General features: G+C 68.3%; 29 protein-coding genes and 1 pseudogene. 13 read left to right on the forward strand and 17 right to left on the reverse strand.

The features are described from left to right. Nucleotides 1-194: 194 nt before the first annotated feature. Complete coding sequence (locus ACIBBD_RS27005; protein ID WP_073941673.1) at nt 195-875, reverse strand: response regulator transcription factor; 681 nt, start codon at nt 873-875, stop codon at nt 195-197. Next, nucleotides 872-2,239: a sensor histidine kinase gene (locus ACIBBD_RS27010; protein ID WP_399422154.1), complete on the reverse strand. Its 1,368-nt coding sequence runs from the start codon at nt 2,237-2,239 to the stop codon at nt 872-874. The genes ACIBBD_RS27005 and ACIBBD_RS27010 overlap by 4 nt, the downstream gene beginning before the upstream one ends. 222 nt (nt 2,240-2,461) lie before the next feature. Here ACIBBD_RS27010 and phoU point away from each other — a divergent pair, with 222 nt between their 5' ends. The 3 genes from phoU (at nt 2,462) to ACIBBD_RS27025 (ending at nt 3,898) form a co-directional block, all read left to right on the forward strand. Beyond that, nucleotides 2,462-3,154, forward strand: a complete 693-nt coding sequence (gene phoU / locus ACIBBD_RS27015) for a phosphate signaling complex protein PhoU (protein WP_399422155.1) — start codon at nt 2,462-2,464, stop codon at nt 3,152-3,154. Between the two features lie 159 nt (nt 3,155-3,313). Further along, on the forward strand, nt 3,314-3,472 hold the full coding sequence (locus tag ACIBBD_RS27020) for a hypothetical protein (RefSeq protein WP_399422157.1): 159 nt from the start codon (nt 3,314-3,316) through the stop codon (nt 3,470-3,472). A 177-nt stretch (nt 3,473-3,649) separates the two neighbouring features. Continuing rightward, nucleotides 3,650-3,898 carry an SCO4226 family nickel-binding protein gene (locus tag ACIBBD_RS27025; RefSeq protein WP_392002727.1) on the forward strand — a complete coding sequence of 83 codons (249 nt, stop codon included), beginning with the start codon at nt 3,650-3,652 and terminating at the stop codon, nt 3,896-3,898. 9 nt (nt 3,899-3,907) lie between these two features. Here ACIBBD_RS27025 and ACIBBD_RS27030 read toward each other — a convergent pair whose 3' ends face one another. Beyond that, complete coding sequence (locus ACIBBD_RS27030; RefSeq protein WP_399422158.1) at nt 3,908-4,666, reverse strand: hypothetical protein; 759 nt, start codon at nt 4,664-4,666, stop codon at nt 3,908-3,910. 509 nt (nt 4,667-5,175) lie between these two features. Between ACIBBD_RS27030 and ACIBBD_RS27035 the strand changes: the two genes are divergently transcribed. Then, on the forward strand, nt 5,176-5,913 hold the full coding sequence (locus ACIBBD_RS27035) for an SCO4225 family membrane protein (RefSeq protein ID WP_399422159.1): 738 nt from the start codon (nt 5,176-5,178) through the stop codon (nt 5,911-5,913). 24 nt (nt 5,914-5,937) lie between these two features. On the opposite strand, the gene ACIBBD_RS27040 is transcribed toward ACIBBD_RS27035, so the two are convergent. The 5 genes from ACIBBD_RS27040 to ACIBBD_RS27060 form a co-directional block, all read right to left on the reverse strand. Further along, nucleotides 5,938-6,288, reverse strand: coding sequence for a MerR family transcriptional regulator (locus tag ACIBBD_RS27040; RefSeq protein ID WP_399422161.1), 351 nt, complete (start codon nt 6,286-6,288; stop codon nt 5,938-5,940). An 874-nt stretch (nt 6,289-7,162) separates the two neighbouring features. Next, nucleotides 7,163-7,477 carry an SCO5918 family protein gene (locus ACIBBD_RS27045; protein WP_399422162.1) on the reverse strand — a complete coding sequence of 105 codons (315 nt, stop codon included), beginning with the start codon at nt 7,475-7,477 and terminating at the stop codon, nt 7,163-7,165. Nucleotides 7,478-7,483: 6 nt separating this feature from the next. Then, nucleotides 7,484-7,900 carry a CBS domain-containing protein gene (locus tag ACIBBD_RS27050; protein WP_399422163.1) on the reverse strand — a complete coding sequence of 139 codons (417 nt, stop codon included), beginning with the start codon at nt 7,898-7,900 and terminating at the stop codon, nt 7,484-7,486. A 46-nt stretch (nt 7,901-7,946) separates the two neighbouring features. Continuing rightward, nucleotides 7,947-9,434: a DEAD/DEAH box helicase gene (locus ACIBBD_RS27055; protein ID WP_399422164.1), complete on the reverse strand. Its 1,488-nt coding sequence runs from the start codon at nt 9,432-9,434 to the stop codon at nt 7,947-7,949. 232 nt (nt 9,435-9,666) lie between these two features. Continuing rightward, entirely contained in the window at nt 9,667-9,870 is a 204-nt protein-coding gene (locus ACIBBD_RS27060) for a cold-shock protein (protein ID WP_028799214.1), read from the reverse strand. A gap of 578 nt (nt 9,871-10,448) precedes the next feature. On the opposite strand from ACIBBD_RS27060, the gene ACIBBD_RS27065 reads away from it, so the two are divergent. The 3 genes from ACIBBD_RS27065 (at nt 10,449) to ACIBBD_RS27075 (ending at nt 11,932) form a co-directional block, all read left to right on the forward strand. Continuing rightward, nucleotides 10,449-10,640 (forward strand): hypothetical protein, encoded by a 192-nt coding sequence (locus ACIBBD_RS27065; protein WP_399422165.1) that lies wholly within the window; start codon nt 10,449-10,451, stop codon nt 10,638-10,640. Between the two features lie 238 nt (nt 10,641-10,878). Beyond that, a complete protein-coding gene (locus tag ACIBBD_RS27070; RefSeq protein ID WP_399422166.1) occupies nt 10,879-11,130 on the forward strand; it encodes a hypothetical protein in 252 nt (83 codons plus the stop codon). A 253-nt stretch (nt 11,131-11,383) separates the two neighbouring features. Next, nucleotides 11,384-11,932 carry a DUF1062 domain-containing protein gene (locus ACIBBD_RS27075; RefSeq protein ID WP_399422167.1) on the forward strand — a complete coding sequence of 183 codons (549 nt, stop codon included), beginning with the start codon at nt 11,384-11,386 and terminating at the stop codon, nt 11,930-11,932. Nucleotides 11,933-12,111: 179 nt separating this feature from the next. On the opposite strand, the gene ACIBBD_RS27080 is transcribed toward ACIBBD_RS27075, so the two are convergent. Then, nucleotides 12,112-12,864 (reverse strand): hypothetical protein, encoded by a 753-nt coding sequence (locus ACIBBD_RS27080; protein ID WP_399422168.1) that lies wholly within the window; start codon nt 12,862-12,864, stop codon nt 12,112-12,114. Between the two features lie 76 nt (nt 12,865-12,940). On the opposite strand from ACIBBD_RS27080, the gene ACIBBD_RS27085 reads away from it, so the two are divergent. Further along, the gene (locus ACIBBD_RS27085; RefSeq protein ID WP_399422169.1) at nt 12,941-13,513 is read left to right on the forward strand and encodes an ArsR/SmtB family transcription factor; all 573 of its coding nucleotides are present in this window, start codon (nt 12,941-12,943) and stop codon (nt 13,511-13,513) included. Nucleotides 13,514-13,714: 201 nt separating this feature from the next. On the opposite strand, the gene ACIBBD_RS27090 is transcribed toward ACIBBD_RS27085, so the two are convergent. Both ACIBBD_RS27090 and ACIBBD_RS27095 read right to left on the reverse strand, forming a co-directional pair. Next, nucleotides 13,715-13,906: a hypothetical protein gene (locus ACIBBD_RS27090; protein WP_399422170.1), complete on the reverse strand. Its 192-nt coding sequence runs from the start codon at nt 13,904-13,906 to the stop codon at nt 13,715-13,717. 372 nt (nt 13,907-14,278) lie between these two features. Beyond that, nucleotides 14,279-15,097: an alpha/beta fold hydrolase gene (locus ACIBBD_RS27095; protein ID WP_399422171.1), complete on the reverse strand. Its 819-nt coding sequence runs from the start codon at nt 15,095-15,097 to the stop codon at nt 14,279-14,281. Nucleotides 15,098-15,806: 709 nt separating this feature from the next. On the opposite strand from ACIBBD_RS27095, the gene ACIBBD_RS27100 reads away from it, so the two are divergent. Beyond that, nucleotides 15,807-16,109, forward strand: a complete 303-nt coding sequence (locus tag ACIBBD_RS27100; RefSeq protein ID WP_399422172.1) for a hypothetical protein — start codon at nt 15,807-15,809, stop codon at nt 16,107-16,109. Between the two features lie 1,125 nt (nt 16,110-17,234). Here the strand turns inward: ACIBBD_RS27100 and ACIBBD_RS27105 are convergent. The 6 genes from ACIBBD_RS27105 to ACIBBD_RS27130 all read right to left on the reverse strand — a co-directional run bounded on the left by ACIBBD_RS27105 (nt 17,235) and on the right by ACIBBD_RS27130 (nt 21,634). Continuing rightward, a complete protein-coding gene (locus ACIBBD_RS27105) occupies nt 17,235-17,723 on the reverse strand; it encodes a hypothetical protein (RefSeq protein ID WP_399422174.1) in 489 nt (162 codons plus the stop codon). Nucleotides 17,724-17,807: 84 nt separating this feature from the next. Then, nucleotides 17,808-18,248, reverse strand: a complete 441-nt coding sequence (locus tag ACIBBD_RS27110; RefSeq protein ID WP_399422176.1) for a hypothetical protein — start codon at nt 18,246-18,248, stop codon at nt 17,808-17,810. 349 nt (nt 18,249-18,597) lie between these two features. After that, nucleotides 18,598-19,980 carry a hypothetical protein gene (locus ACIBBD_RS27115; protein WP_399422177.1) on the reverse strand — a complete coding sequence of 461 codons (1,383 nt, stop codon included), beginning with the start codon at nt 19,978-19,980 and terminating at the stop codon, nt 18,598-18,600. 397 nt (nt 19,981-20,377) lie between these two features. Further along, nucleotides 20,378-20,758 (reverse strand): hypothetical protein, encoded by a 381-nt coding sequence (locus tag ACIBBD_RS27120; protein ID WP_399422178.1) that lies wholly within the window; start codon nt 20,756-20,758, stop codon nt 20,378-20,380. After that, entirely contained in the window at nt 20,752-21,180 is a 429-nt protein-coding gene (locus ACIBBD_RS27125) for an ATP-binding protein (protein ID WP_399422179.1), read from the reverse strand. Before ACIBBD_RS27125 ends, ACIBBD_RS27120 begins: the two co-directional genes overlap by 7 nt. Before the next feature lie 46 nt (nt 21,181-21,226). Further along, a complete protein-coding gene (locus ACIBBD_RS27130; RefSeq protein WP_399422245.1) occupies nt 21,227-21,634 on the reverse strand; it encodes an NUDIX hydrolase in 408 nt (135 codons plus the stop codon). A 109-nt stretch (nt 21,635-21,743) separates the two neighbouring features. On the opposite strand from ACIBBD_RS27130, the gene ACIBBD_RS27135 reads away from it, so the two are divergent. From ACIBBD_RS27135 to ACIBBD_RS27150, 4 genes and pseudogenes are all read left to right on the forward strand, one after another. Further along, nucleotides 21,744-22,532, forward strand: coding sequence for a GntR family transcriptional regulator (locus ACIBBD_RS27135; RefSeq protein WP_399422180.1), 789 nt, complete (start codon nt 21,744-21,746; stop codon nt 22,530-22,532). Beyond that, the gene (locus tag ACIBBD_RS27140) at nt 22,529-22,828 is read left to right on the forward strand and encodes a DUF3027 domain-containing protein (RefSeq protein WP_399422181.1); all 300 of its coding nucleotides are present in this window, start codon (nt 22,529-22,531) and stop codon (nt 22,826-22,828) included. The genes ACIBBD_RS27135 and ACIBBD_RS27140 overlap by 4 nt, the downstream gene beginning before the upstream one ends. 152 nt (nt 22,829-22,980) lie before the next feature. After that, on the forward strand, nt 22,981-23,343 hold the full coding sequence (locus ACIBBD_RS27145) for a hypothetical protein (RefSeq protein WP_399422183.1): 363 nt from the start codon (nt 22,981-22,983) through the stop codon (nt 23,341-23,343). After that, nucleotides 23,343-24,707 (forward strand): annotated as a pseudogene (locus tag ACIBBD_RS27150) (FtsK/SpoIIIE domain-containing protein); the annotation flags it as partial. The gene ACIBBD_RS27145 and the pseudogene ACIBBD_RS27150, both read left to right, overlap by 1 nt. Nucleotides 24,708-24,767: the final 60 nt, after the last annotated feature.

The raw sequence follows: 24,767 nt of genomic DNA on the forward strand, positions 1-24,767 counted from the left end.
CTCTGGCGGGGCCCCCCGGAGTTCGGAGGCCCCCCCGCTACCGGCTCATGGGGGGTACCCCCGCGGGGGTACCGCCCTTCTGCCGTACGCGCTGCCGTACGTGCTGTAAGTGCTGGCGGGGATTCTTCTCACAGCTCCGGACAGCACGTCCTACGGCTGCCGGAGGGGGTTCCCACGGCTGCCGGAAGGTGTCTCTACGGCTCGAACTTGTAGCCGAGGCCGCGGACCGTCACCAGGTACCGGGGCGCGCCCGGGTCCGGCTCGATCTTGGCGCGCAGGCGCTTGACGTGGACGTCGAGCGTCTTGGTGTCGCCGACGTAGTCGGCGCCCCAGACGCGGTCGATGAGCTGCATGCGGGTCAGGACGCGGCCCGCGTTGCGCAGGAGCATCTCCAGGAGGTCGAACTCCTTCAGGGGCAGGTCGACCTTCGAGCCGGAGACGGTGACGACGTGGCGGTCGACGTCCATCCGGACCGGGCCGGCCTCCAGGGCAGCCGGAGCGACCTCCTCCGGCTCGCCGCGGCGGCGCAGCACCGCGCGGATACGGGCCACCAGCTCGCGCGAGGAGAACGGCTTGGTGACGTAGTCGTCGGCTCCTATCTCCAGGCCGACGACCTTGTCGATCTCGCTGTCCTTGGCGGTCACCATGATGACGGGGACGTTGGATCGGCCGCGCAGCTGGCGGCAGACCTCGGTGCCGGGCAGCCCCGGCAGCATCAGGTCGAGGAGGACGAGGTCGGCGCCGTTGCGCTCGAACTCGTCGAGTCCGTCGGGCCCGGTGGTCGCGACGGCGACCTCGAAGCCCTCCTTGCGGAGCATGTACGACAGGGCGTCGGAGAAGGACTCCTCGTCCTCGACGACGAGCACACGGGTCACGGAAGGACCTCCGGAGCGGAAAGCGTCTGGTACGCGGTTGAGTCAGGGGGTGAGGAAGGGGATGAGGAAGGGTGGATGCCTCCGGCGGAGCCGTCGGCCTCGTCTTCGTCGTCGTGGTGCGACATCTTGTGGTCGCCGTCGGGGGGCTGGTGGGCGCGCTCGCGGGCGACACCCGCCTCCGGCAGCCGGAGCGTGAAGGTGGAGCCCTGTCCCTCGGCGCTCCACACCGTGACCTCCCCGCCGTGCGAGGCGGCCACGTGCTTGACGATCGCCAGCCCGAGGCCCGTGCCGCCGGTGGCACGGGAACGGGCCGGGTCGACGCGGTAGAAACGCTCGAAGATGCGCTCCTTGTCCTTGTCGGAGATGCCGATGCCCTGGTCGGTCACGGCGATCTCGATCAGGTCCCCGCCGTTCATGGTCACCCGGCGGGCGGCTATGCCGACGCGGGTGCGGGCGGGTGAGTAGTTGACGGCGTTCTCGACCAGGTTGCCGAGGGCGGCGGCGAGCTGGCCCCGGTTGCCCCAGACGTGCAGGCCGGCCGTGTCCGCCTGCCTTCGCTCGCCCTCGCCGGACGGTTCGCCGGGCTCCTGGATCGCCGCCGCCATGGTGATCTGCTTGGCGCCCGCCTGGTGCCGGCAGCGGTCCATGGCCTCGGCGACGAGCTCGTCCACGCGGACCGGCTCGGCGTCCTCGAGGGGATCGTCGTTCTGCACCCGGGAGAGGTCGATGAGTTCCTGGACCAGGTTGGTCAGCCGGGTCGCCTCGATCTGCATCCGGCCGGCGAAGCGCTGCACCGCCTCCGGGTCGTCGGAGGCGTCCATGACGGCTTCGGAGAGCAGGGAGAGCGCGCCGACCGGTGTCTTCAGCTCGTGGCTGACGTTCGCGACGAAGTCGCGTCGTACGGCCTCGATACGGCGGGCCTCGGTGAGGTCCTCGACGAGGAGGAGTACGAGCCGGGAGCCGAGGGGCGCGACCCGGGCGGAGACCGCGAGGGCCTCTCCCCGTCCCGTACCGCGCCGGGGCAGGTCCAGTTCGACCTGGCGTATCTCCCCGTCACGTCTGGTGTCGCGGGCCATCTGGAGCATGGGGTCGACGGCGAGCTTGCCGCCGCGGACGAGCCCGAGGGCGTACGCGGCGGAGCTGGCCTTGACGACGGCGTCGGCCTCGTCGAGGACCACGGCCGAGGAACGGAGGACGGAGAGGACGGTGTCGACGCCCGGGGGCAGGACGGGATCGGTGTGCAAGGAGGTCCTGGTGGGTCGGTTCTGGTCGCGTTCGCTCCAACGGAACGCCAGCATGGCGATGACACCGGTGAGCACCCCGGCGATCGCTGCCGCTGCGGCGACCGCCGCGTTCACGTCCATGGCACCAGGTTAGGCATGGCATCCGGCCTGGCCACAGCCATCGAGGTGGGAGCTCGAACACTCGTCGCCCAGAGTTCACCTTGGAGCCAGTGGCGGTTCATTTGGGGTGACGGAATCCGACGCGTAAGGGGCCGACCGTGACAACGTGGGGTTCGCAGGGCCGGTTGCACGGCCGGTTCTCGCCCCCGGAACCCCAAGAGCGACGCACGAGAGGGAACCCTGATGCGGGACGCGTACCACGAGGAACTGGACTCGATCGGCGACGGTCTGGTGGAGATGGCCCGGCTGGTCGGGTCGGCCGTCGGGCGCGCCACGACCGCCATCCTCGATGCCGATCTGAAGCTGGCCGAGAGCGTGATCGAGGCCGACAAGAAGATCGACGAACTGCAGCACGACCTGGAGGCCCGGGCCATAGCGCTGCTGGCGCGACAGCAGCCGGTGGCGACGGACCTGCGGATCGTCGTCACGTCGCTGCGGATGTCGGCCGACCTGGAGCGCTCCGGCGACCTCGCCCAGCACGTGGCGAAGCTGGCCCGGCTGCGCTACCCCGAGCGGGCGGTGCCGCAGGACCTGCACGCCACGATCCTGGAGATGGGCCAGCTCGCCCAGCGCCTGATGGCCAAGGCGGCCGAGGTGATCATCACGAAGGACGTCGACCTCGCGCTCCAGCTGGAGACGGACGACGACGCGATGGACCTGCTGCACCGCACGCTCTTCCAGCACCTCATCGACGAGCGCTGGAAGCACGGCATCGAGACGGCGGTGGACGTCACCCTGCTCGGCCGCTACTACGAGCGCTTCGCCGACCACGCGGTCGCGGTCGCCAAGCGCGTGGTGTTCCTGGTGACGGGCGAGCACGCGGACGATCTCCAGCAGGACCTGCAGACGGAGATCCAGCCGGTCGAGGGGGCGTAGGGCGCGCGACGGGAGGCGGCGGGACGCCGGGGAGCGTGGGCGTGTGCCACGGGGTCCCCGCGGCTCGCGGGGGCGTGGGAAAGCCCCCGTGCGCCGTTGATGCGCCCGGCGGAACGGGCATGGAATGGGCACAGGCGCTCTAGCCTCCAGGAGGAACCCATGGCCGAAGCCCCCAGCACCTCCACGCCCGACCCCGCCCGTGAACGCCCGACCGAGCAGCCCGCCGAGATCAGGAACCTGACGCTGATCGCCGCGTGCGGCTGCGGCTCGGGATGCGGCTGCGGCTGCCAGTCGGGCAACCCCTGCCAGTGCGGCTGAGGGATACGCGTCCGTACTCGTACGACGGGTGAGGGGTCCCGGTGTTCCGACCGGGGCCCCTCACCGTCGTACGGGAACTGGCGGGTGCCGGGGTCCCGGGCGCAGCATGGAAGGGCGGAAGGGACAAGAAGGCAGAGAGCGAAGAGCGGCGAAGAAGCAGAGAGGGGGTGCACGGTCATGACCCGGTTCATGGACGTCCACCGCGGTATGAAGGGCATCACAGCGGACCAGCTGCACGAGGCCCATCAGGCCGACCTCGCCATAGAAGCGGAAGAGAACGTGCACTTCGAGCGCGCCTGGGCGGACCCGGAGTCCGGCACCGTCTACTGCCTGTCCGAGGCCCCGTCCGCGGACGCGGTGCAGCGCGTCCACGAACGCACCGGCCACAAGGCGGACGAGATTCACGCGGTGCCGTTGTCGGTCTGACGGCGGCGCCTACGCTCCCGCCCGCAGCATCGTGGAGTCGAGCTGGCGGAGTTTCCTGAGCTCGATCTGCTGAGGCGTGCCGCCCGCTATCTCCACGGAGAAGACGGCTTCGAACGGGTGCCCCTCGGCGACCACGGGGTTGTTGAGAAGGTCCGAACCGGCGAGGAGCCGTGCCGCGGCGCTCGTACCGAAGCCGAAGCTGCCGGCGAGGATGATGACGTGCCGCTCGCGGTTGAAGGGGTTGGTCGCACGGATCAGCAGGCCCTGATCGACGGTGAGTTGATCGTTGGAGTCCATGACACAGCGCATGACCTCTCCGGTCAGGGCGTCGTAGATGTTCGCGTCGTGCGTCTCCACCGCGCCGAAGCTGAACGTCACGGGCAGGCGCCGCATGACCTCGGCGGTCACCTGGTTGGAGTGCGGCCCGCCGACCAGGACCAGGTTCCCCTGTCGCTCGAGTCCCGTGAGCTGGTGACTCGGTGTCAGGGGGAGATGGCTGACGCCCACCCGGTAGAGCTGCTGTCGCAGCTCGTTCAGAGCGAGTACGTCCCCCACGCCGACCAGGCCGGAGCGCTCCCAGATGTAGTGCTCCTCCTTGATGAAGATCGACGTGACCACCTTCAGGTCACGTGTGGCGAACTGCTTCCAGAAACCCCGCACACTGCGGAAGCGCCAGACGTCCCGCACCCTGTCGAAGGACCAGCCCGCCGCGAAGGCGATGGCCGCCGAGGACAGGTTGATCACGAGGTCGTGGAGGCTGCCGCTCATCCAGGGGTGCTCCGATCGGGAAGGTCCGGCGGTGGGCGCTTCCTGGTTCCTCCCCCTGCCGATCGCCGCTGTCACCGGGTCCCGTGCTGAGCGGTGACGTATTTTTCCTCCGTCACCTCATGCCACTGCTTCGACGTCCGCCGCGTGAGTCCTGCCCGGGACCATGAGACCCTCGGCAGCGCTCCTCGTGGATCGCGGGTGGGCTGGATCGCGGGTGGGTTCTGTGATCCGCTCTGCGAGGCGTGCGGGGTGAAACCGCACGTCCCGGGCCGAGTCCTGCGGCCTCCGCCGACCCGCTGCGGGTGCGCCGGTCCGGGGGCCCGACAGTGCGCTGGTGCCCGACAGGTGCGCTGATCCCCCGGGTGGGCCCGACAGGTGCGCTGGTCCCGGGTGGGCCCCACAGGTGCGCTGTTTCCGGGTGGCCCGATGAGTACCCGTACTCATGCCTGACGGCGTCCTCCGGTCCACCGTGGAGATCACCAACCCGGACGGACCCGAAGGAACCCTGGATGCCTCAAGCCTCCCGCCCGCGCCGCCTCCTCGCCCTTGCCACGGACAGCCTGCTCGCCCGGGGCTACCTGGCGGTGTTCGCCGTCTCCGTCCTGGCCGTGTTCCTCTTCCCGGACGGCGGCTTCCCCCTGGATCCCCTGATGCTCACGGCGCCGCTCTCGTTCCTGAGTGTGGTCCTGCCCTTCGGTCCCGGCACCGGGGGCGGCGGGGCGGCCGGGGTGCTCGCCATCGGCTTCTGGGCCGTGTGGCTCCTCGCGTGCGCCCTCGTGAACGCCGCCGTGCTGGGCGCCCTCGTCGCGAGGTCCGCGACCACCGCGGCGGCCGGCGCGCGTGAGCCCCTCCCGCGTGTCCCGGACCCCGCGGAAGAGGAGGGAACGGGCCCGGCGCGTCCTGCGCGCCCCCGCCTCCAGAGGCTCAGGGCCCTGCTGGCGCCCGCGGTGGACAACTGGCTCGCGCGCGGATACCTCGCGGTGGTCGCGGCGGCGCTGGGGTTCTTCCTGTACGCCGTGTACCTGTCGCCGGACCCGGGGTTCGCCGGGATCTGGCCGCTCATGGCCACGGCGCCGCTCAGCATCCTCGCCTCCGCGGTGGCGGCACCCGCGGAGTACGCCTCGCTCCCCTGGCTGAGCCCGTTGGTCTTCTCCGCCGGTATGGCCCTGTGCGGGCTGTTCAACGCCGTGCTGCTCGGTCTGCTCGCGCGCCGGCTGCGGGCGCGGGAGGCGCGCCCGGCCACCTGAGGGACGCCGAACACCGGCCGGCCGTCACCTCGAACCGGCACCGGAACTGTCGGACGCTTCCTTCACGGCACGGCGGTACTCCGCGTTGATGCGCTGAGCCTCCTCGAGCTGGTCCTCGAGGATGACGATGCGGCAGGCGGCCTCGATCGGGGTTCCCCGGTCGACGAGCTCGCGGGCACGAGCGGCGATCCGCAGTTGGTAGCGGGAGTACCGCCGGTGTCCGCCCTCCGAGCGCAGCGGAGTGATCAGCCGAGCCTCACCGATGGCTCGGAGGAAGGCAGGGGTGGTGCCGAGCATCTCGGCGGCGCGGCCCATCGTGTACGCGGGGTAGTCGTCGTCGTCCAGACGATCACTGAGTGGAGTATCTGCTGCCATGTCACCTCGTTGTCGCAACGCGTCGAGGGGCCCTGGCGCCGTACGGCACCAGGGCCCCGAAGGAAATACAACACCATCTGTCGGCCCTCATGCTGTGCCGACCTTCTGTTTCCGCTATCCGGCCCGGCAAGGGCAGGGATGCGGGGATCGCGGCTGCGTGACCGGGGACCACCATCCAATCCGGGGTCTTGCGGTACCCGGACCGAGAGCTCCTCGGGCCCGGGCGATCCTGATGGCGTCTGCTCCTCCGTCCTTCCTCTGAACCAACCACTGGGGAACGGGTACTGCGGTACCGCTCGATGATGCTGTCGGCAGCCCCTCGACCTGCGGGCCGCCCAGTGCGGCTCTCAGCCCCGTCGCCGTTCTGCTTACACCTTGGCTTCGGAACTCCAGAGCCGCACTGACCTGCGAACTTCAGCTACTTCTGCCCGCCAGTTCGTGTCTGCCGGGTCTCGCTTGACCGTCTCAACGAGAAAAAGAGTAACCCTGCCGGGAGCCAATGTCTACTCTGGCAAATGTAGATTTTGGCGGGGCGGGGCCGAAGGTTTCGCCTGTCCTGCGACGACGGTGGAAGCACGTCCTCGTGGGGCGGTGCGGCGTCCGGGTGGTGCGGTCGCCAGGGCGCGGCCGCCTGGTGGCGCGGAGGCACGGCGGCCAAGTGGCGCGAGGCGCCGGCGGCGGCGCGCGCGGCGGCGGCGCGGAGGCACGACGGCAAGGTGGCGCGGCGCAGGCGGCCAGGTGGCGCGGCGCCCGGCGGCGACATGGCGGCGCGGCGGTGATGCGGCGGCGCGGCGGTGATACGACGATGAGGGCCCTGCCGACGCGCGTCGGCAGGGCCCTCATCGGGTCTTCGAGGGCGGTGGTCCGCCCGTCCTCACACCGCCGGGGAGGCGGCGCCCCCGAGCAGCGCCGATGCGGTCTGCAGCGGAGTGGGGGCACTCACCGGCGCGGTCCCGGGGTGGTCGTGGCACGTGAAGCCCAGGCGGGTCATGGCCCGGACGACTTCGCCGCTGGTGAAGTCGCGGCGGTCCTGCCGGGTGATGACCTGGCCTACTTGCTTGACCGGGTAGCGGCGGCGGCCGATGGTCACGGACTCACCCGTGACGAGCTCGGGCCGGACGCCCTTCATCGAGGCGAGCACCCCGTCCTTGGTCAGGTCGAACGGGTACCGGGCGATGACACAGCGCATGACGCCTCACAGAGCAGACAGAGAAGACAGAGGAGCCCGGGAAGACAGAGGAGCCCGGGAAGAAGGAGTACGGACCGACCGGGCGAGGGTCAGGGCCCTCGGGGTCCGGCCGTGCTCCCCGACGGCGCCGGGCCGAGCGCCGGGCGAGGTGAACGGTCCGTCGAGGACGTCCCGCAGACGGATCCGGTCCGTGTAGGTGGCGCTGTCGCGGAGAACGGCGAGCCGGGCCAGGGTGACCAGGCCCGTGCTCTGGTCGTCCCCGTCGCAGAGGACGAGGTGATCGACCCGGGCACCGGCCATGAGGGACAGCGCCACCTCGACCGTCATGTCGTCACGGACCCGAGGTCCGGACGCGTCCCCGTCGTCGACCACGGCCTGGGGGAACGGATCCACTCCATGGTGCTGCGTCTGGGTCGGCGTCATAGGTGCCTCCTACCGGAAGGGGGTGGGCTGTGTGATCACAGCGGAACTAGGCGGCCGAGTTGAAGCCGGGCCGCCGCGTCCTGCGGCGCGCCGCTTCGCCGACGGGCCGGCCCTGGTCCGGGCGGCCCCGGCGACCCCGACGGCCCTGGGCCGAAGACGCGCCGCGGGGGCGTTCCACCACCGGCGCGGTGACGACGACCGGGACACCGGAAGGGGCCTGGGCGCCTGTGATGCGGGTCAGCTCCGCCTCGCCCGAACGCACCTGGGTGATCCGGGGGGTGATGCCCGCCGAGGCCATCAGCCGGCTCATACCGCGACGCTGGTCGGGCGTCACCAGGGTGACGACGCTGCCGGACTCGCCGGCGCGGGCCGTACGACCGCCGCGGTGCAGGTAGTCCTTGTGGTCACTGGGCGGATCCACATTGACGACCAGGTCGAGGTTGTCGACGTGGATCCCGCGCGCCGCGACGTTGGTCGCCACCAGTACCGTCACGTGCCCGCTCTTGAACTGGGCCAGGGTCCGCGTGCGCTGCGGCTGGGACTTGCCACCGTGCAGGGCAGCGGCGCGGACGCCGTTGCTCAGCAGGTGCTTGGCCAGCCGGTCCGCCGCGTGCTTGGTGTCGAGGAACATGATCACCCGGCCGTCTCGCGCCGCGATCTCGGTCGTCGTCCGGTGCTTGTCCGTGTCGTGCACGTGGAGGACGTGGTGCTCCATGGTGGTGACCGCGCCCGCGGACGGGTCGACGGAGTGGACCACCGGGTCCGTCAGGTAGCGGCGGACCAGCAGGTCGACGTTGCGGTCCAGGGTGGCCGAGAAGAGCATCCGCTGCCCGCCGTGACGCACCTGGTCGAGCAGGGCGGTGACCTGGGGCATGAAGCCCATGTCAGCCATCTGGTCGGCTTCGTCCAGGACCGTGATGCCGACGTCGTCCAGTCGGCAGTCGCCCCGGTCGATGAGGTCCTTGAGCCGCCCGGGCGTCGCGACGACCACCTCGGACCCGGTGCGCAGCGCCCCGGCCTGCCTGCCGATGGACATGCCGCCGACGACGGTGGCGAGCCGCAGGCTCACCGAGCGGGCGTACGGGGTGAGCGCGTCGGTGACCTGCTGGGCGAGCTCGCGGGTGGGGACCAGGATGAGGGCGAGCGGCTGCCGTGGCTCGGCACGCCGCCCCGCTGTACGGGCCAGTACGGCGAGGCCGAAGGCGAGGGTCTTGCCCGAGCCGGTGCGGCCACGGCCGAGTACGTCACGACCGGCCAGGGAGTTCGGCAGGGTCGCCGCCTGGATCGGGAACGGCGCGGTCACGCCTTCGCGGCCGAGCGTGGCCAGCAGCGGCGCGGGCATGGCGAGATCGGCGAACGACCCGACGGCGGGCAGCGCGGGGGTGATCGTCTTCGGCGGCGCGAACTCGCCCTGGAGGGCACGGCCGGCCTGCCGGTTGCCGTAGCCCTTGGAACGGCGCGGGCCACCGGAGCGGCTGGCGCCGGCGCCTCCTGCGAAGCGGTCATATGTGCGGGACGTGTGGGCTCGCTTCATGCGGAACCTTCCTTGATGGGCGCGTAGCAAGGAATTCCCGCAGCAGAGTGAGCGGCGCAGAGAATTGCGAGACGAGCCGAAGTCGATGGGGGTCGTGCCGGACCGACGGGAAACGCGTCACCGGTCGGTGATGCGCTGAAAACTGCCCGTCGCGCGTCCTGAAAAGCAGCGAGCTGGGGCCCGCACCCCAGAGGTGCGGGCCCCAGCTGCGAAGTATGCGTCAGCGCCGATGTCAGGCGGGGACGATGTTCTCGGCCGTCGGGCCCTTCTGGCCCTGCGCGATGTCGAAGGACACCTTCTGGCCTTCCAGCAGCTCACGGAAGCCCTGGGTGGCGATGTTCGAGTAGTGGGCGAAGACGTCGGCGCCGCCGCCGTCCTGCTCGATGAAGCCGAAGCCCTTTTCCGCGTTGAACCACTTCACGGTGCCAGTAGCCATGTCATTTCTCCTTCGGAGGCGGTGTCAGGAATTCACCCTGTGCAAATTCCGTGTCGCCGTGATGATTACCCCGTAGGAAATGAACCTTTTGGCAACCACACCTGCAACTGAGATCGACAGTAGCACGGTGCGATCGGCCCTGCACGATCAAGGAATTCCAACCAGATCCACGGTCGAGGAATACTTGCCGAGCCCGGCACCTATTTCTCCTGTCGCGGGCACAGATATTGCTCGTACGCCGACGCGGCTTTCCTGCCGCACCCTTCCGCCCGCAGCCCTGTGACCTCCGGGGACGGCAGATGTTCCGCTTCCCGCGTCACCGGCGGGCGGCACCACGCCGAACGCCCTGGAACACCCCTGCCGCGACGAAGGTCACATGTGCCACGAAGGGCGCGTCGAACAGCGCGTCGGCTGGCGACCGACAGGCCGTCGCGTGTGTCCGCCGGCACCGCGCAACCGTCGACATCGGCACGGCCCCCCGTGGGTTGCTGCACCTGGCGCTGCTACCGGGGCACCTCGTGACCGGTGCCGAGCATATTGAGTAGTGGCCCCATACCTGGGACGGAATGATCTGTCCTGTGACAGGGACGGCCGACGCGGGCATCGACGACGATCCCGAGGGGATCAGGGGCTTGGCATGGGCTTACGGCCTGATCTCACCGGACCCTGCTGAGCGCGATGCCGCCCTCGACCGTCACGCCGCAGCCCGCAGGAAGGCCGAGCTCGCCTGGGACCGGCTGAACCAGGCCGATTCACCGCCGGCTGGTTGAGGTCCCGAGCAAGAACGCGGGCCTATCTCAGGGCCTGCGGTCGTTGCCTGCCGGGAGCGCTGTGGACCGGGAGCAGATACGCCCACGGGAAGATCAGCACGTGGCCGCGGCTGCCCCTCGCGTTGCTCTTCCTGGAGTGGGAGGCGCGTTATCCACAGGAGTGGACGGGCACGCCAAGCACTGGGGAACGAAAGAGGCTCTGATCCGCGACCTGGCCGCCACCGACCATGATCAGGATTTGACAGCGCGACTCGTCGATCTGGTCGACCTGGCCGTCCAGCGGACCTACCGGTGCAAGGACCGCGAGTACGTGCGTGTCGCCCGAGCAGTGGACGGAGCGCAGCTGCGCGACAGGCTCCACAACGCCCGTCGCTCGCGGAACCCTGCGGCACAGCTTCACGCGGGCTATGTCCTCTGGCTCCTCGACCATCCGGAGACGCCGAACACCCGCCACGTCTGGCGCAGCCGGCTTTCCGGCCCCCGCGCCTGACCCTCACCGGGTCGCGCGGCAACCACGTCACGGCGGACGTCCCTCCACGAGAAGTCGTGCGGACGAGGCGCCCGAAAAACCAGTGGAGCAGCGCCGCTGCGCGCCCTTACCGTGCTGCCCGACCGAGTCGCCCAGGCAAGGACGTGCCGTTGTACACCGTGTGAGACCTCCCGAGCGCTGTTCTGTCGCGCGTCGCGCATGTGCGCCGCGCTGCTTTTTGCTGCGGACTTCTCACTGAAACCGGTGTACTCCTGTGCTCACCACCTGGGTGGTCATGCCCACCTGCCTGCCTACCGTTCTCCGCCGCTGCCACGTGTGCGCGTCGGAGCGCTTCCGGGCGAACGGCAAGTTTCGCGTCAACGCCCACCACAAGCTCCTCGACGCCTGGCTCCTCGTGCTCTGCACCGCGTGCGGGGACACGGCGAAGCTCACGGTCCTGGACCGGATGAATGTCCGCTCCGTACGGCCTGAGCTGCTGGACCGCATGCACGACAACGACCCTGGCCTGGCGGCTGAGCTGCTCCGGGATCCGGTCGTGCGGCGCCGTAATCGCATCGCCCTCGACTGGGACGACGCCTGGCGCCTCGACACCGGCGGATCGGATCACCTGGACCGCGAGGTGATCGACGTCTCGGTCCGTTTCGCGGCGCGGATCCCCGTCCGGCCGGTGCGACTGATCGCCGAAGGCTGCGGTCTTTCGCGGGCCGAGGTCGAGAGACTGGTCAAGGACGGGATACTCGTCTCGGCGGTCCGGTTGAGCGGCAAGCTCTCCGGCGACTTCAACTTCACGCTCAAGCGCTGAGCCCTCCTCGGGACCAGGGGCCTGCCCGGCGAGATCCGCCAGTCAGGCCCCAACGGTCCTCACGCCTCCTCGTCGCCCTCGTCCGGGCCGCAGCCCGCTTGGAGCGCGGCCACCTCGGAGCACGCTCCGAGGCCCTCGCGGCCTGAGCCACCTCAACTGGCTCACAGGTAGTGCCCCCCTCACTCCACCGGACCTGTCTGCGCGTAGGGGCGGATGGCCACGGTGACATCCATGTCGAAAACGTTCGCCCCCGCCGCGGACGGCAGGCCCAGGACCCGGTCGAGCGCGCGGCTCAGGGGGCCGCAGCCGCTGGTGCCCGGGGCGGCGAACTCGGCGTCCTGGGCACCGAAGGCGACGACCAGGGGGTCCTTGGATATCACCCGGGTGGGATCGGTGTCCTTGAGCACCAGGTGGACCGCGTCCTCATCGCTGCCCACCGAGCAGCCGGACGACGGCAGGGCCGGCAGCCTGTGCGCCGAGCCTATGGCGAACTCGATGTCGAACTCGCCGCGCCGGGTGTCGTCGGAGAGGAAGTCCGAGTAGCCGCCGTAGCGCGGAGTCAGAGTCAACGGGGTGCCTGCCACCCGGATGGGCGCAGCGGTCATCTCCCCGAAGACCTGGCGGAATTCACCGTCCACACGGCCTTCCGCGAAGGTGATCCTCATGGGTTCGGTGAGCGGCTCGTCGACGGCGCCCATGCGCAGATGCCCCGTCGCGTGCATGACCTCGCAGCGCCAGGTCCCGGGGTCGGCGCCCGCGGGCAACTCATCGACGGCCGGGCAGGCGGAGAAGTCGAACTCGGGGAGACCCGCCGCCCCTTCTGCTCCCTGCGCGGGTGCGGCGCCCAGGACGAGTCCGGCAAGCAGGACCCCGGCAGCGGCACTTGCGAAGCGGCGGACTGTGCGATGGAAGGTCACTCGGTTCGGCGTCATACCCCCAGCATTGCAGAGATTCCTCTGCAGAGAAAGGTCTGCAGAGAAATCGCTGCTGTACGGATAGACTGGCGCCATGACGAACGAGCGGAGAGCGGAAGCCCCGGGGCGGCGCACGGTCGACAGTCCTGAGGTGCTCAAGGCCCTCTCGCACCCCCTGCGCCTGCGCATCCTGCGCCACCTCGGCACGGTGGGCCCGGCCACCTCGACCACGCTGGCCGCCGCCCTCGGCGAGAACACCGGGACGCTCAGCTACCACCTGCGCATGCTGGAGCGCAGTGGCCTCATCGAGGACATCCCCGAGCGCTCCGCCGGGCGTGAGCGCTGGTGGCGCGGGGTGCGCGGCCTCGACATCCGCAGACCGCCACAGGACGAGCTGACGGAGGCCGAGCGCGCCATGTCGGCCGAGCTGGACCGGATGAGGATGGAGGAGGACGTCGAGCTCGCCCGGCGGTTCACCGCCGGACAGGCGGAGTCCGAAGGCTGGATGCGAGGTTCACGCAGCCTCACCCACCTCACGAAGAGCGAGCTGGACGCGTTCCATGACGACTACCTGGCCCTGCTCGCGCGCTATGCCCGCGGACCCGAGGACGCCCCCGACGACGCCCGGCCCGTACTCCTGCGCTGGTTCGGCCTCCCCGCCGACTGACCGGCCGCCGCCCGACGAACTGCCCGATCGGCCGACTGACCGTACGGGCGACACGTTCGAGGCCGTCAGCGACTACCTGGGGCACCGCGGATCCGGGGCTGACGCCGAGAGCGGGTACGCGCACCTCATGCCGAGCAGCCGGGGACCGTGCCTGTCGTACCAGCTCCCCGCCACGTGACTCATGATGGCGGCGTTACGGCGCTAGGCGGTCGGCTTGCCCTCCACCTCGAAGGCGGCCGGCGTGAACATGTGGCCGATGTCGTTCCACATGAAGCCCTCTCGCCATCCGGGCTTGTCGGCGGCCCAACCGAGGAGTGCTTGCAGCACCGTGTCCTGGGAGACGGTCTGCGTCTGAAAGTGCTCGGCGGCGACGCCCTCGCGGTATTCGAGCATGTAGGTGTTGTTGTCGCGGAGCAGGACTTGGCTCTGTACGCGAGAACGGGCAGCACTTGTGCACCAGTTTGGGAGGCAGCCAGCGTCCGTCAGCGAGTCGAAAAGTTCACGAGTTTCGACAGCACCAGTCTCGGCGGCATCTGATCAGTCTTCAGGCTGCCCGAAGCGCGCTCCTATCCGCTGCGGTCAGCCGGTGCGATGGGAGCGGGCCGGCGCCAGCAGCGCGGCCACGATGCCCCCGAGTCGCCCGGCATTCATGGTGTGGACGTTGGCGGCGGCCAGCTGGACCGAGGCCTGCGCGGCCGCAGATGCCGACGATCGACGTTCGGAGTGGGATGACGGCAGCGGCCGCCGCTGGAAGCCGTTTGAGGATCAGGAGGGCAGGGTTCCGCCGTCGACCTCGCGCCAGAAAGCGTCGACCCGTGCGTTGAAGACGTCCGGGGACTCCTGGAACGGCTGGTGGGCCTCCCCCGCCATGACCTCGAAGCGGGCGCCCGGGATGGCGTCGGCCACGACCCGCCCGAGCCGCGGTGGCGTGGTGATGTCCCGCTCGCCGGCCAGGACGAGGGTCGGTGCGGTGATGCCGGGCAGCCGGTCGAGCGTGTCGTGCCGCATGAACGGCTCCAGTTGACGCTGGAAGGCCTCGGCGGACTGCGGGTACGGGAAGGCGAGCGTTTCGTCGATGAACCGCTGCACCGTGCCGTCGGCGTGGGCGCGCGGAGTGTACATCCACAGGAAGAATGCCTCCTGCATGGCGCGCTCGTCGGGCGCCTCCGTCACTAGCCAGTGCCAGAAGCGGGTCATCGCGGTGAAGTAGGCGTCCGCCCGTGCCCAAGTGCTCATGAGGACTAGGCTGCGGACGGACTCCGGGTGGCGGAGCGCCAGCTCCTGCGCGATCGCGCTGCCGCCCGAGAAACCGGCGACATGCGCCCTGCCGACCCGGAGCACCCGGAGCAGTTCCGCAGTGTCGTCAGCCATCATGGCCACGGACATGGGCCCGTCGGGCAACGGCGTCCGCCCCGCCCCTCGGTTGTCGAAGGCGATGACCCGGTACCGGTCCGACAGCCCGTCGAGTTGCGCCTGCCACGCCTCGGCGGGGTCGCCCAGCCCCGCGATCAGCAGGACCTCGGGCCCTCGGCCACGGCTCTCGGTCCAGATCGTCGTCCCGTTGGCTTCAACGTACTCGCCCATGGGCCACACCTCCCGCCCCATCGTCTCCTCTGCCAGTCCGTGATCAAGTACCGCCGCGCCGCACGCACTCCCGAATACCCTCGGCCACCCGGCCGATCCCGAACGCCCACACCGCTGATGCCTCGAGCAGTCGTCGGATGCCTTGAGCCAGGATGCTGTCGTTTCTCGTGAACATCGAACACGGCAGAGTTCGGGTGCCTCCCGGAGAGCTGAACAACCGCTGCCCCAACTCATGAACAAAACCAGGACCTGGATGTACCAGTCCCCGTCACGGTCCTCGTCCTGCCGCTCAAGCACCATGTGCTCGTTGCCGCGCCGCAGGTTGGCGAGCATCGTCCCGATGGCCGGCTTCGAGGGGCGCTTCACCACGTGACCCCGGCCGCTGGTCGCAATCAGCATGGGCGGATTCTGACGGGAGGGTCTGACAGGGGCGGGAACCGCGACCGCTCGGCTCCTTCCAGCCTGCATACATCCGGGACGGGGGGGAGCTGAGCGAGAGCAGCATCCGGGGCCTGAACGCCCGCACCATCTAGTCCAACGTGCATGCCGCCCTCAGTACGGCCGTGGACGGTGGGCACATTCCCGAACGCGCCCGCCGCTCGCTCCGTCTGGCCACCGACGGTGGATGACAGGCGCGTCGCCGCGGCGGTCACGTATGGCAGACGTCCCTCGATGAGGAGGTGCCGAAGCGGGCGCACGCCTCCGCGGGGTGATCCCCGAGCGGAAGCCGGACGAGTCGTACGCCGAGTCCCGCCAGAACGGCACCCGCGCCCTCCGGCACTTCTACGCCTCGGCGCTCCTGGAAGCCGGAAAGCACATCAAGGCTCTCGCCGAGTACCCCGGCCACTCGGACCCGGGCCTGACGCCACGGGTGTACGCGCACCTGATGCCATCCAGCCAGGAACGGTCCCGCGCGGCTCTGCGTCGGTCTTCGTTCATCGGTGAAGACAACGCCGTAATCGGAGATCGGTACTGCCGTACCCGTATGAGCAGCGGCGTAGGAGTCCTCTGAAGAGTCGAGAGATCAAAGTTCGCGGACAAGCTCACGAAGTTGATTCGTGATTTCACGCGTGAGAGATTGGAGTCTGGAAAGACTGCGGACCTGGATCCGGTTGCAGCCGGACCCAGGCCTCGTGCAGTCAGCGAGCCCGGTCGCCTAGCAGCAGACCGGGCTCGCTGCATGTACAGCTCCCGGTCGCGACCGTCCTCGCGCGTGACTCGCTCATCGAGCGAGCTGCATCACGCTGGTAGCGGTGGTCACCAGCAGACCGACTCCCGCAAGCCAGACCTGCCACTTCTCAGCGCCGGTCCACCTGCGAGGCCTGTCCTTCTCAAGGCTCACCTCTACTGCCTCCCTTCCCCTCCAGCCGACCCGCTTCTCGAGCCGGGGCCTTGGAACTCAGGCGCATCCGCGCGGAGTTCAGGGGAGGTTCAGATGAGGCGCGACCAGCATACCGGGGACATCGCTATTCACCGAGGCGCACGGGAACGCTTGACAGCGGCCCGGAATCCCTTTCACGGCCCGGCGACGGCTCCAGTGCAAGAACAAGCCCCCTGCTCGCGGCAGAACCGCAGGCAGGGGGCTTTGCTGTAGGCGCCTACTTCTTCTTGCCCTGGGTCTTGCCGGGGATCTTGGTGAGCTGGGTGTTTGCTGGTCAGGGGCGGTGGGCTCGTGCGCCTGGTGGTCGTCGTTGGTCGTCATTGGCCACTGTAGAGCGGCGTCGGACGGCCCAGGGACGGCCCAGCTTCGCCCGGTGCGGGTCCTCGCTCGGCTGACGGCCGGCACCTTCGTCGCGGTCCGTCTCAGCCTCAGCCGACGAAAGCCCGCCACGACGGCGCGTCAGTCGACCGACCAGGCGCGCGTGTGTCTCGCTGCACCCCCACCGGCCTCAGCCACGCTATTGGTGTCGTCGACCAGAGCAAGCCGCGACGGTCGGCCCGCGAAGGCAGCTCGTGGCATCCACCCCTCAAGCTCTCAGCTTGGGAAGCTTGGGTTCTAGGAGCTCGATAGTCCCGCTGACCTGCTGTCGATCCATGTCATGACCTGAGGGCGCCTCTGGGTGGGTGACCGCTGTTCCCCGTGGCTCCCCGCAGTATCTGGCACGGGTCTGGCACGGGGCGCGTTCAGGCGGGTCAGTCAGCCGCGCCGCGACCCTGGCACGCCGATACCGGATCCGAGATCGGTGGAGGCGGCCAATGAGTGGGCCGCGGCCCTGAGACCGTTCTCCCATTCCGGGAGTTCGTCCGCGCCCATCCATTCGCTGTAGTCCGCTGCGATGGAGAGAAACCGTGTCTCCTCCGGGGTGCGGGCCGTGACCGTCATCGACAGCTGGTCGGCCACGTCCTTGGGGCTCAGCTCGGCATTCGCGAGACCGACCGCGAGGCTTACGAGGAGCCAGCGGCCAGCTGTCTCCTCGTCGGGAAGGGGTACGCCGAGTTCGTTCAGGGCCTGGACGAACAGTTCACGGATCTCAGTCTCGTCGCTCCTGCGTGGCAGGCCGGCCAGCTCGAGCAGCGCGGGGGAATCACGCCCGTCGACGAGTGCATGAGCAGCAAGCATCGGGAGCTCCTCGGGCGGGAGTACCTCCGCCACATACCGCCAAGCGCTACGCTGCAACCGGTCCATGCACTCATCGTGACACTCACTCTTGCGTGCACGGGTGCTGAAGCAGAGTCCCCTAAAGCTGCACTGCTGTCGGACCCTACGCGCCTACTGCTCCTTGGCCACGCGCATGCCAGCCAGCTCACCGATGGCGTCCTGCAACCGCTGCTCCGCAGTCTCGAGCCAGGCATCGTCGACGGCGAAAATCTCGTTCCCGTCGGGATGCCAGCGGTACAGCACTTGCTTGCCGTCGAGAGTGGCGGGACGAGCATGGAGAACGGCGTTGCGGTCACGAGCAGTGATCGCCAGCAGCTCGCCGGACCGCCGAAGCCAGTCTCGGGTCGAGGCATCAGGCACCTGGTTCAGAACTACCTCGCTCTGGAAGGTCCGTGCCAGACGGCCAGTGGTCATGCCGACCAGCTTCCGCAGGTCCAGTTCGGCTGGCAGGCCAGGAATTTGCGGAAGATCGCCTAGAACCTGCCACTCAAGGTAGGTGACCAGGTAGGAGTAGCGACCTATGCGAATCAAGTAGTCATCCTCGGCAAGCATGAGTACAGAGTGCCGACACTGACAGTCGCCGACCACCGCTTTAGGAGAGAGGCGGGGTGATCTGGCAGCTGAGCCGCGGCTTCACTGACCGAGGAAGGGGGCGGGCACTTGACTTTAGGGCACCGGTGCTGACCGTGGCTGACCGCTGCATCTGGCACGGTTGTGGCACGAACCTTAACCGACGACAGTCAGCCACGACGGTGGGCGCGCCGACCGATTAGGCGCGCGTGTGCCTCGCTGCACCCCCACCGTCCTCAGCCACGCTACAGGCTTGTGTCCTTGACCAGAGTAGATCGCGACGGACGCTCTCTGACGAGATCGGTGTCCTCAGCTGCGGAGCGTTTATGAGTCAACTGCGCACCTGATTACTGAGTATGACCTCGCACACCAATAGCCTGACAAGGTCAATGTCAGGCCATAGAGCCTCAGCTTCATCACTTTGAGGCAGCAGGGCGGGGGTGTCTTGATACTTCGGGTCATCCTTCGCGTGGACGATTCGGTTCCTGATTCTATACACGCGCTCCGCGACCTGATGAGTCAGTGGAATTTTTCGATTTTCTAGATTGACGTTTTCTTCGATCCCCTTGATCGGCCCCTGCTTGGTGAAATGCTTACCCCAGTGATTTTCTTTGAAGAAGTCCTCCAGGATGTCCCCTCTTACGAATTCATCGAGAAGCATCTTGAGGTGTGCTGATTCCGATGCCGTGGCGACACCTTCGCCAACGTTGAGCAATCGCATTAGGTGCTTATCGTTCCGGCGATTGAACAGGGGGTTAGTCAGTTCGCGCTCAATCTTTTTGAGTGCACTTCTTCTTCCTGCGGTCGGGAAGAAGCTTTCCAGGACCTGATAATAGGACAAGAATGAGAGTGGTGGGTTCCCTGAAGCGCTTCCGGCGAAGCGGAACAAGACGGAAATCTCCGGCTCGATTACGGTCTCAGGGAAACGTACAATTCGTTCGGGGGGCTCTGAAATTGAGGGGCGCCGATGATCTATCTGGCTGGGCCACTTGGGCGGACGCATGTTGAGGCGGTTTCGAACGTCCAGCTCGTATAGCAGTGAGGCGAAAACTGGCTCCGCCTGTGCCTCAATCTCGTCCGACTTCATGGGCCTGTCATAGAAGATCCGCAATGAAGTGACGTATCGAGGCGTATCGCTGAATCCGTGATTAACTAGGATGTGGCAGGCTGGCGAAGGGCCGGAAATCTCTATACAGGCATCTTCGCCACTTAGGTGAATCTTGATCGGGCGAAATTCGTCTCGCAACCTTCTGAATTGCAGAGAGGAAGAGTTGTCTAGGTCGTGCTGTCGACTGCACTCGCTTTCGATGCTGTCGGAGACAAGTGCTGACAATTTTCTGGCGAGGTAGTGGGTAGGTACCTGCGCCTGATTGGGGCCGAGGAGTACCTCTAGATACCCCTCAGACGGAATCTTAATTCCGGCCCATGCCTTCGTGTGTTCGATGTCTTTTTGCAACTGACTTAGAAGTGTGGCGTGATGGCTTCTGGGGAGATGCGCCTCTCGATTTATAGTCGTGAAGTTCCACTTCGGGTGCGCTGTGAATGCAAAAGATTCGGCTCTTGTCTTCTTTAGGCCAATTCTGTGTTCGGCCAGTGCGCGGATCATCCTCTGCTCTGAGTCTGTTTCCGTCATTGCCGGCACAGGGGATTCGCCCTGCTCGGCCTCCGGTAGTTCTACGTCTCCCCAGTCCTCTTCGTGATCCTGAGCGGTCATAGCTCCCCCCATGTTGGTTGGAGGAGAGGGTATCCGTAGAGCGAGCGCGGGGGAGCAAGTTTGGCCGACGTTCCGCCCGTGGCGACTCGAGCGGTGCAGTGTGCACGAGTGGCCCCTCGGCCGTATCCAAGGTGAAACCATGACCGGCCAAGTGGTTAAAGCTGTGGAGCTAACGGCCCTAGCGCGACGTACCTCCTCCTCTGGCTCGGGTGGCTGATCGTGTGCGGGCGGCGCGGGCGCCGGCCGGGCTGGAGCGGGGCGGAGACAGGAGCGCAGGCCCGGCCGGGGGCCGGGCCGCCCGCGGTGAGCGGAGCGAGCCGCCTTGAACCCGTAGAGAAAGTTGTAACGCAGTTGGGAGTCTTGGGCTGTCCGGTCCCGGGTGATGCTTGACAGCAACTCAGGGCGTGAAGGGTTTGAAGTCGTATGCGCACATGGGGAGTTCCGCGCCCTGTCGGTGTGCGAGGGGCAGGAAGAGCGCTGGTCGGACGGTCCATGTGACGCGCAGGTCGGCGTGCGTGACAGACACGGTGAAGTGCTCGCGGTGCAGGAGCGCTCGTCTCGTGTCGATGCGGTGGTCGTGGAGCCGTGTCCATGCCTCCTGTGACGCGGCCGTGTCCAGCGCTGGTGAGATCGTGCGGAGGATCGTCGCTACCCAGTTGTTCGCTTCGACTGCCGAGTACGCGTCGTAGGAGCCGACCAGTGCCGGCGCCTGCTGCTCGGCCATGTCCTGCGTCCAACACTCGCACCAGAAGCCGGACTTGATCGTCGTCTTCAGCATGGGTGCTCTCCTCGGCGTGCGTCCGTGAAGAGCTCCGCAGTGACCGTGTGGCCGTGGTCGGTGGCGTGGACGGCAACGCGATGGGCGAGTGCGGTGACCATGCCGAGTCCGCGGCCGTGTTCGGCGTCCTGGTCCTGGTGCTGGACCTTGAGGGCTGTATCCGTGCCTCCGTCGTCCGTCACCGATACCGCGACCACTTGTGCCGAGACGGCAAGAGCCAGGTGGAAGCCGCCCTGTGCGCCGCCGCTGGCCGTGTGGAGGATCGCGTTCGCGCTCAGCTCGCTCACGATCAGTTCGGCGTCTTCGGCTAAAGGGGAGCCACGCAGGATGTCGCGGGTCCAGCGGCGGGCCCGGCTGACCTCTTCTGGGAAACCTGGGCAAGACAGTCCCCAGACCCTCGCTGTACTCGTATACTCGTGCATACAAGTTCCTTCGTGCTGGTAGGCCGCCATGTGCAGCGGGTTCGGGCTAGACGAGTTTCACGCCGTCGTGGGCGCGGATGGCCGGCGGAGACGCCGCGTCGAGTGCGTCGATGACGCGGATCGCGTACGCCTCGTCGGCGAGTTCGGAGACTTCTTCACGGGTCACCCAGCGCAGTGCGCGGGTCTCGTCGCCGGTGGTGGGCGTGCCGTCGGCGGCCTCACAGCGGAAGACCAGCGAGACGATCAGGCCCGTCATGTTCTTGTAGACGCCGGTGAGGGTCGCGGGAAGTGCGATCTTGATGCCGGTCTCTTCGAGGACTTCGCGCTGAAGGGCTTCGGGGATGGTTTCCTCGCGTTCGAGGACTCCGCCCGGCGGTTCCCAGTGACCGTTGTCGCGGCGCTGTATCAGGAGGGCCCGGCCCCGGTCGTCGACGACGACTCCGGCCACGCTCACGGAGTGCGGGCGTTCTGTGCTCACGTTCCTCGGCCCTCTCGGATGGCTAGGCTCTCCACCGTAGCAACAACACTCGCCAGCTCGTCTAGATATCTAAAGGAGTACACACGTGAGCCCTCTTCCTTCGGGCCTCCTCGGTGATCTCGACCCCACGAGCGATCGTGCGGTCTTTCGGCAGATCGCCGACCAGCTACGTGAGGCCATTGACCGTGGGCGATTCCGGGAGGGCGAAAAGCTGCCTTCGGAAGCTGAGCTGGTGGACCACTACGGGGTATCCCGTATGACGGTCAGAAACTCCTTCTCCGTCCTCCAGGGCGAGGGCCTGGTCCACGCTGAGCACGGCAAGGGCGTCTTCGTCCGCCCGCGTCCGCCCGTGCGGCGTCTCGCCTCCGACCGGTTCGCCCGGCGCCATCGCGAGCAGGGGAAGTCCGCGTTCATCGTGGAGGCGGACGCCGCCGGCAGCCACCCGCAGGTCGACAGCCTTGAGGTGAAGGAAGAGAAGGCCACTCAGGACGTCTCCACCCGGCTCGGGTCCGTGCGGCGGGTGCTCGCCCGTCGGCGCCGGTACCTCCTCGATGGGCGGCCGGTCGAGTTCGCGACCTCCTACCTCCCGCTCGACATCGCGCGCGGCACTCAGATCGCCGAACCCAACCCCGGCCCCGGCGGTATCTACGCCCGTCTCGAAGACCTGGGTCACCGCCTCGACCACTTCGAGGAGGAGATCCGCGCCCGGATGCCCTCGCCCGCCGAGGTCAAGACGCTCCATCTGGCGGCCGGCGTGCCCGTCATCCACCTGATCCGGACCGCCTTCGACACTGAGGGGCGGCCCGTGGAGGTCTGCGACACGGTCATGGCGGCGGACGCCTACGTGCTGTCGTACCAGCTCCCGGCCACATGAGCGCGGATCGCGCTGTGCCTGGCGGCGCTTGGACGGGGGACGACAGCGGCCACAACGATGCGTGTCACGAGCGCTGGTCACAGGTGCAGAACAGGCGCACTGATCAGCCCGGTTACCGGGATGACTGGTTCGACGAGCAGTGCGGCGGTTGTCGGTTCTGGGTCGCACTGACAGGAGAGCTGGGGCGGGACTGGGGGGTCTGCACCCATCCTGGCTCGGCGTTCGACGGGCGAGCCCGTTTCGAGCACGACGGTTGCGACGTGTTCGCAATCCGGGAGGACGGTACCTTCGGGTGACCGCGCGGAGGGGCGGACGCTTCTATGAACTCGTACACCCCAACACGCTTACTCGTATAGACGAGTGGGCAAGTTGTGTGGCAAGGTGATCGTCGTGAGTCCGGAACATCGGGTTCGCAGGTTGCTGCATGTATAGACGAGTAGACAGGAGTGTGTGCCTTGCGCACCATCGCGTTGAGACCTCCGCCGCCACCATCCTCCTGACGGAGGCACCGGAACCGAAGGTCCGCGACCGGCAGACCGGCGAGATCGCCAAGGACGCCGTCAGCGGTGAGGCGCTGATGACCATCGGCGTCGTCTACATCGAGGACGGGGAGTCCTCGCTGATCAAGGTCACTGTTCCTGAGGGTGGCGTCTCCGAGGGGCTGGTCCTCGGCTCGCCTGTCTCGCTGCCGGGGCTCGTCGCCCGGCCGTGGGAGTCCGTGTTCAACGGGCAGCAGCGTCACGGCATCGCCTACCGTGCCGCCGCCGTCACCCCGGCCGCCTTCCCGGCCGCCATGGGGGCCACCGCCTGATGACCGATCTCGCGACGCTCCTGGAGGTGGGTGGTCCCCTCGCCGCGCTCGGCGGCGGGGCCGCCTACGCCCGGGCCCAGCACCCGGCCGTGTACTGGTCGGCGGTCGGCGGTCCGATATCCACCATCCGGCTGCTCAGCTCGTACGCATCGGTCATGGAAGCCTGCGGTCTGACCGTGGCGCCGTCCCGGCTGCGGGCCTTCGCCGTCCAGGCCACCACCTGGCGGGAGGTGCGGCCCGTACCGCCCCGGCGGGGCATCATCCGGCCCACCTCGACCGGCTTACGGCTCCGTCTTCGCCTCGCTCCGGGGCAGGAGCCTGCCGACGTCGCGGCCTCGGCCGAACGGCTGCGGCACGCCTGGGGTGTCCACGCCGTGTACGTCACCACCGTCAAGCCGGGTGTCGTGGAACTGCGGCTGGTCGGCTTCGACGTCCTGCGCAAGGTGCGGATGCCACGCAAGGTCGACGCCGGGGTCCTCAAGGTGCCGGTCGCGCTGCGGGAGGACGCCATGCCCTTCATACGCGACTACAGGACCGTGCCCCACCAACTCACCCTGGGCGCAACGCTCTCGGGGAAGTCCATGTACCTGCGCCACCTCATCTCCGGACTCGCCCGTCAGAACGTCGCCCTCGTCGGTATCGACTGCAAGCGCGGCGTCGAACTGGCGCCCTTCGCCCCGCGCCTGTCCGCCCTCGCCACCGACCCGGACGAAGCCGCGGAACTGCTGCCCGTGCTCGTGAAGGAGATGGAGGACCGATACGACCTGATCAAAGCCCGACAGGGCATCGCCCCCAGCACCCCGGACGAGGAGATCACCTCGGACATCTGGGGACTGCCCGAGAGTGAACGGCCCGTGCCCGTCGTCCTGTTCGTCGACGAGGTGGCCGAGCTCTTCCTCACCGCCACTCGCAAGGACGAGGAACGGCGGGACGAGATGGTCACCCAGCTCATCCGCCTCGCCCAGCTCGGCCGCGCGGCCGGCATCTACCTGGAGGTGTGCGGGCAGCGCTTCGGCGCCGAACTCGGCAAGGGCGCCACCATGCTCCGGGCCCAGCTGACCGGCCGCGTCTGCCACCGCGTCAACGACGAAGCCTCCGCCAAAATGGCCCTCGGCGATATCGCCCCGGAAGCCGTCCTCGCCGCCTGCGCCATCGCCCCCGAACGCCCCGGCCTCGCCGTCGCGGGCGACACCTCCGGCGGCTGGTCCCGCATCCGCACCCCCTACCTCTCGCTCGGCGAAGCCGCCGACACCTGCCGGGAAACGGCCCACCTGGTCCCCGACGTACCCGCGCTGAAGCCGTTTCGCCCCGACGTGGCCGTGCGGCCTGTCGAGCCGCTGGCCGACGTCGTCCAGCCGCCCCCGCAAAGCTCCACTGACCGGCGTGACTGCCTCGCGCCACGTCCCTACCCCTCCCATGCCCGA

Source organism: Streptomyces sp. NPDC051315 (genome assembly GCF_044455165.1).
GTDB lineage: Bacteria > Actinomycetota > Actinomycetes > Streptomycetales > Streptomycetaceae > Streptomyces.

Coding starts and splice junctions, on each gene's coding strand:
- ACIBBD_RS27125 (WP_399422179.1), bottom strand. CDS start 21,180: ATGCACGAGTATACGAGTACAGCGAGGGTCTGGGGACTGTCTTGCCCA.
- ACIBBD_RS27095 (WP_399422171.1), bottom strand. CDS start 15,097: ATGGGCGAGTACGTTGAAGCCAACGGGACGACGATCTGGACCGAGAGC.
- ACIBBD_RS27045 (WP_399422162.1), bottom strand. CDS start 7,477: ATGCGCTGTGTCATCGCCCGGTACCCGTTCGACCTGACCAAGGACGGG.
- ACIBBD_RS27020 (WP_399422157.1), top strand. CDS start 3,314: ATGGCCGAAGCCCCCAGCACCTCCACGCCCGACCCCGCCCGTGAACGC.
- ACIBBD_RS27080 (WP_399422168.1), bottom strand. CDS start 12,864: ATGACGCCGAACCGAGTGACCTTCCATCGCACAGTCCGCCGCTTCGCA.
- ACIBBD_RS27025 (WP_392002727.1), top strand. CDS start 3,650: ATGACCCGGTTCATGGACGTCCACCGCGGTATGAAGGGCATCACAGCG.
- ACIBBD_RS27085 (WP_399422169.1), top strand. CDS start 12,941: ATGACGAACGAGCGGAGAGCGGAAGCCCCGGGGCGGCGCACGGTCGAC.
- ACIBBD_RS27110 (WP_399422176.1), bottom strand. CDS start 18,248: ATGCTTGCCGAGGATGACTACTTGATTCGCATAGGTCGCTACTCCTAC.
- ACIBBD_RS27055 (WP_399422164.1), bottom strand. CDS start 9,434: ATGAAGCGAGCCCACACGTCCCGCACATATGACCGCTTCGCAGGAGGC.
- ACIBBD_RS27050 (WP_399422163.1), bottom strand. CDS start 7,900: ATGACGCCGACCCAGACGCAGCACCATGGAGTGGATCCGTTCCCCCAG.
- ACIBBD_RS27090 (WP_399422170.1), bottom strand. CDS start 13,906: ATGCTCGAATACCGCGAGGGCGTCGCCGCCGAGCACTTTCAGACGCAG.
- ACIBBD_RS27105 (WP_399422174.1), bottom strand. CDS start 17,723: ATGGACCGGTTGCAGCGTAGCGCTTGGCGGTATGTGGCGGAGGTACTC.
- ACIBBD_RS27030 (WP_399422158.1), bottom strand. CDS start 4,666: ATGAGCGGCAGCCTCCACGACCTCGTGATCAACCTGTCCTCGGCGGCC.
- ACIBBD_RS27140 (WP_399422181.1), top strand. CDS start 22,529: ATGAGCGCGGATCGCGCTGTGCCTGGCGGCGCTTGGACGGGGGACGAC.
- ACIBBD_RS27040 (WP_399422161.1), bottom strand. CDS start 6,288: ATGGCAGCAGATACTCCACTCAGTGATCGTCTGGACGACGACGACTAC.
- ACIBBD_RS27035 (WP_399422159.1), top strand. CDS start 5,176: ATGCCTCAAGCCTCCCGCCCGCGCCGCCTCCTCGCCCTTGCCACGGAC.
- ACIBBD_RS27120 (WP_399422178.1), bottom strand. CDS start 20,758: ATGCTGAAGACGACGATCAAGTCCGGCTTCTGGTGCGAGTGTTGGACG.
- ACIBBD_RS27010 (WP_399422154.1), bottom strand. CDS start 2,239: ATGGACGTGAACGCGGCGGTCGCCGCAGCGGCAGCGATCGCCGGGGTG.
- ACIBBD_RS27060 (WP_028799214.1), bottom strand. CDS start 9,870: ATGGCTACTGGCACCGTGAAGTGGTTCAACGCGGAAAAGGGCTTCGGC.
- phoU (WP_399422155.1), top strand. CDS start 2,462: ATGCGGGACGCGTACCACGAGGAACTGGACTCGATCGGCGACGGTCTG.
- ACIBBD_RS27115 (WP_399422177.1), bottom strand. CDS start 19,980: ATGACCGCTCAGGATCACGAAGAGGACTGGGGAGACGTAGAACTACCG.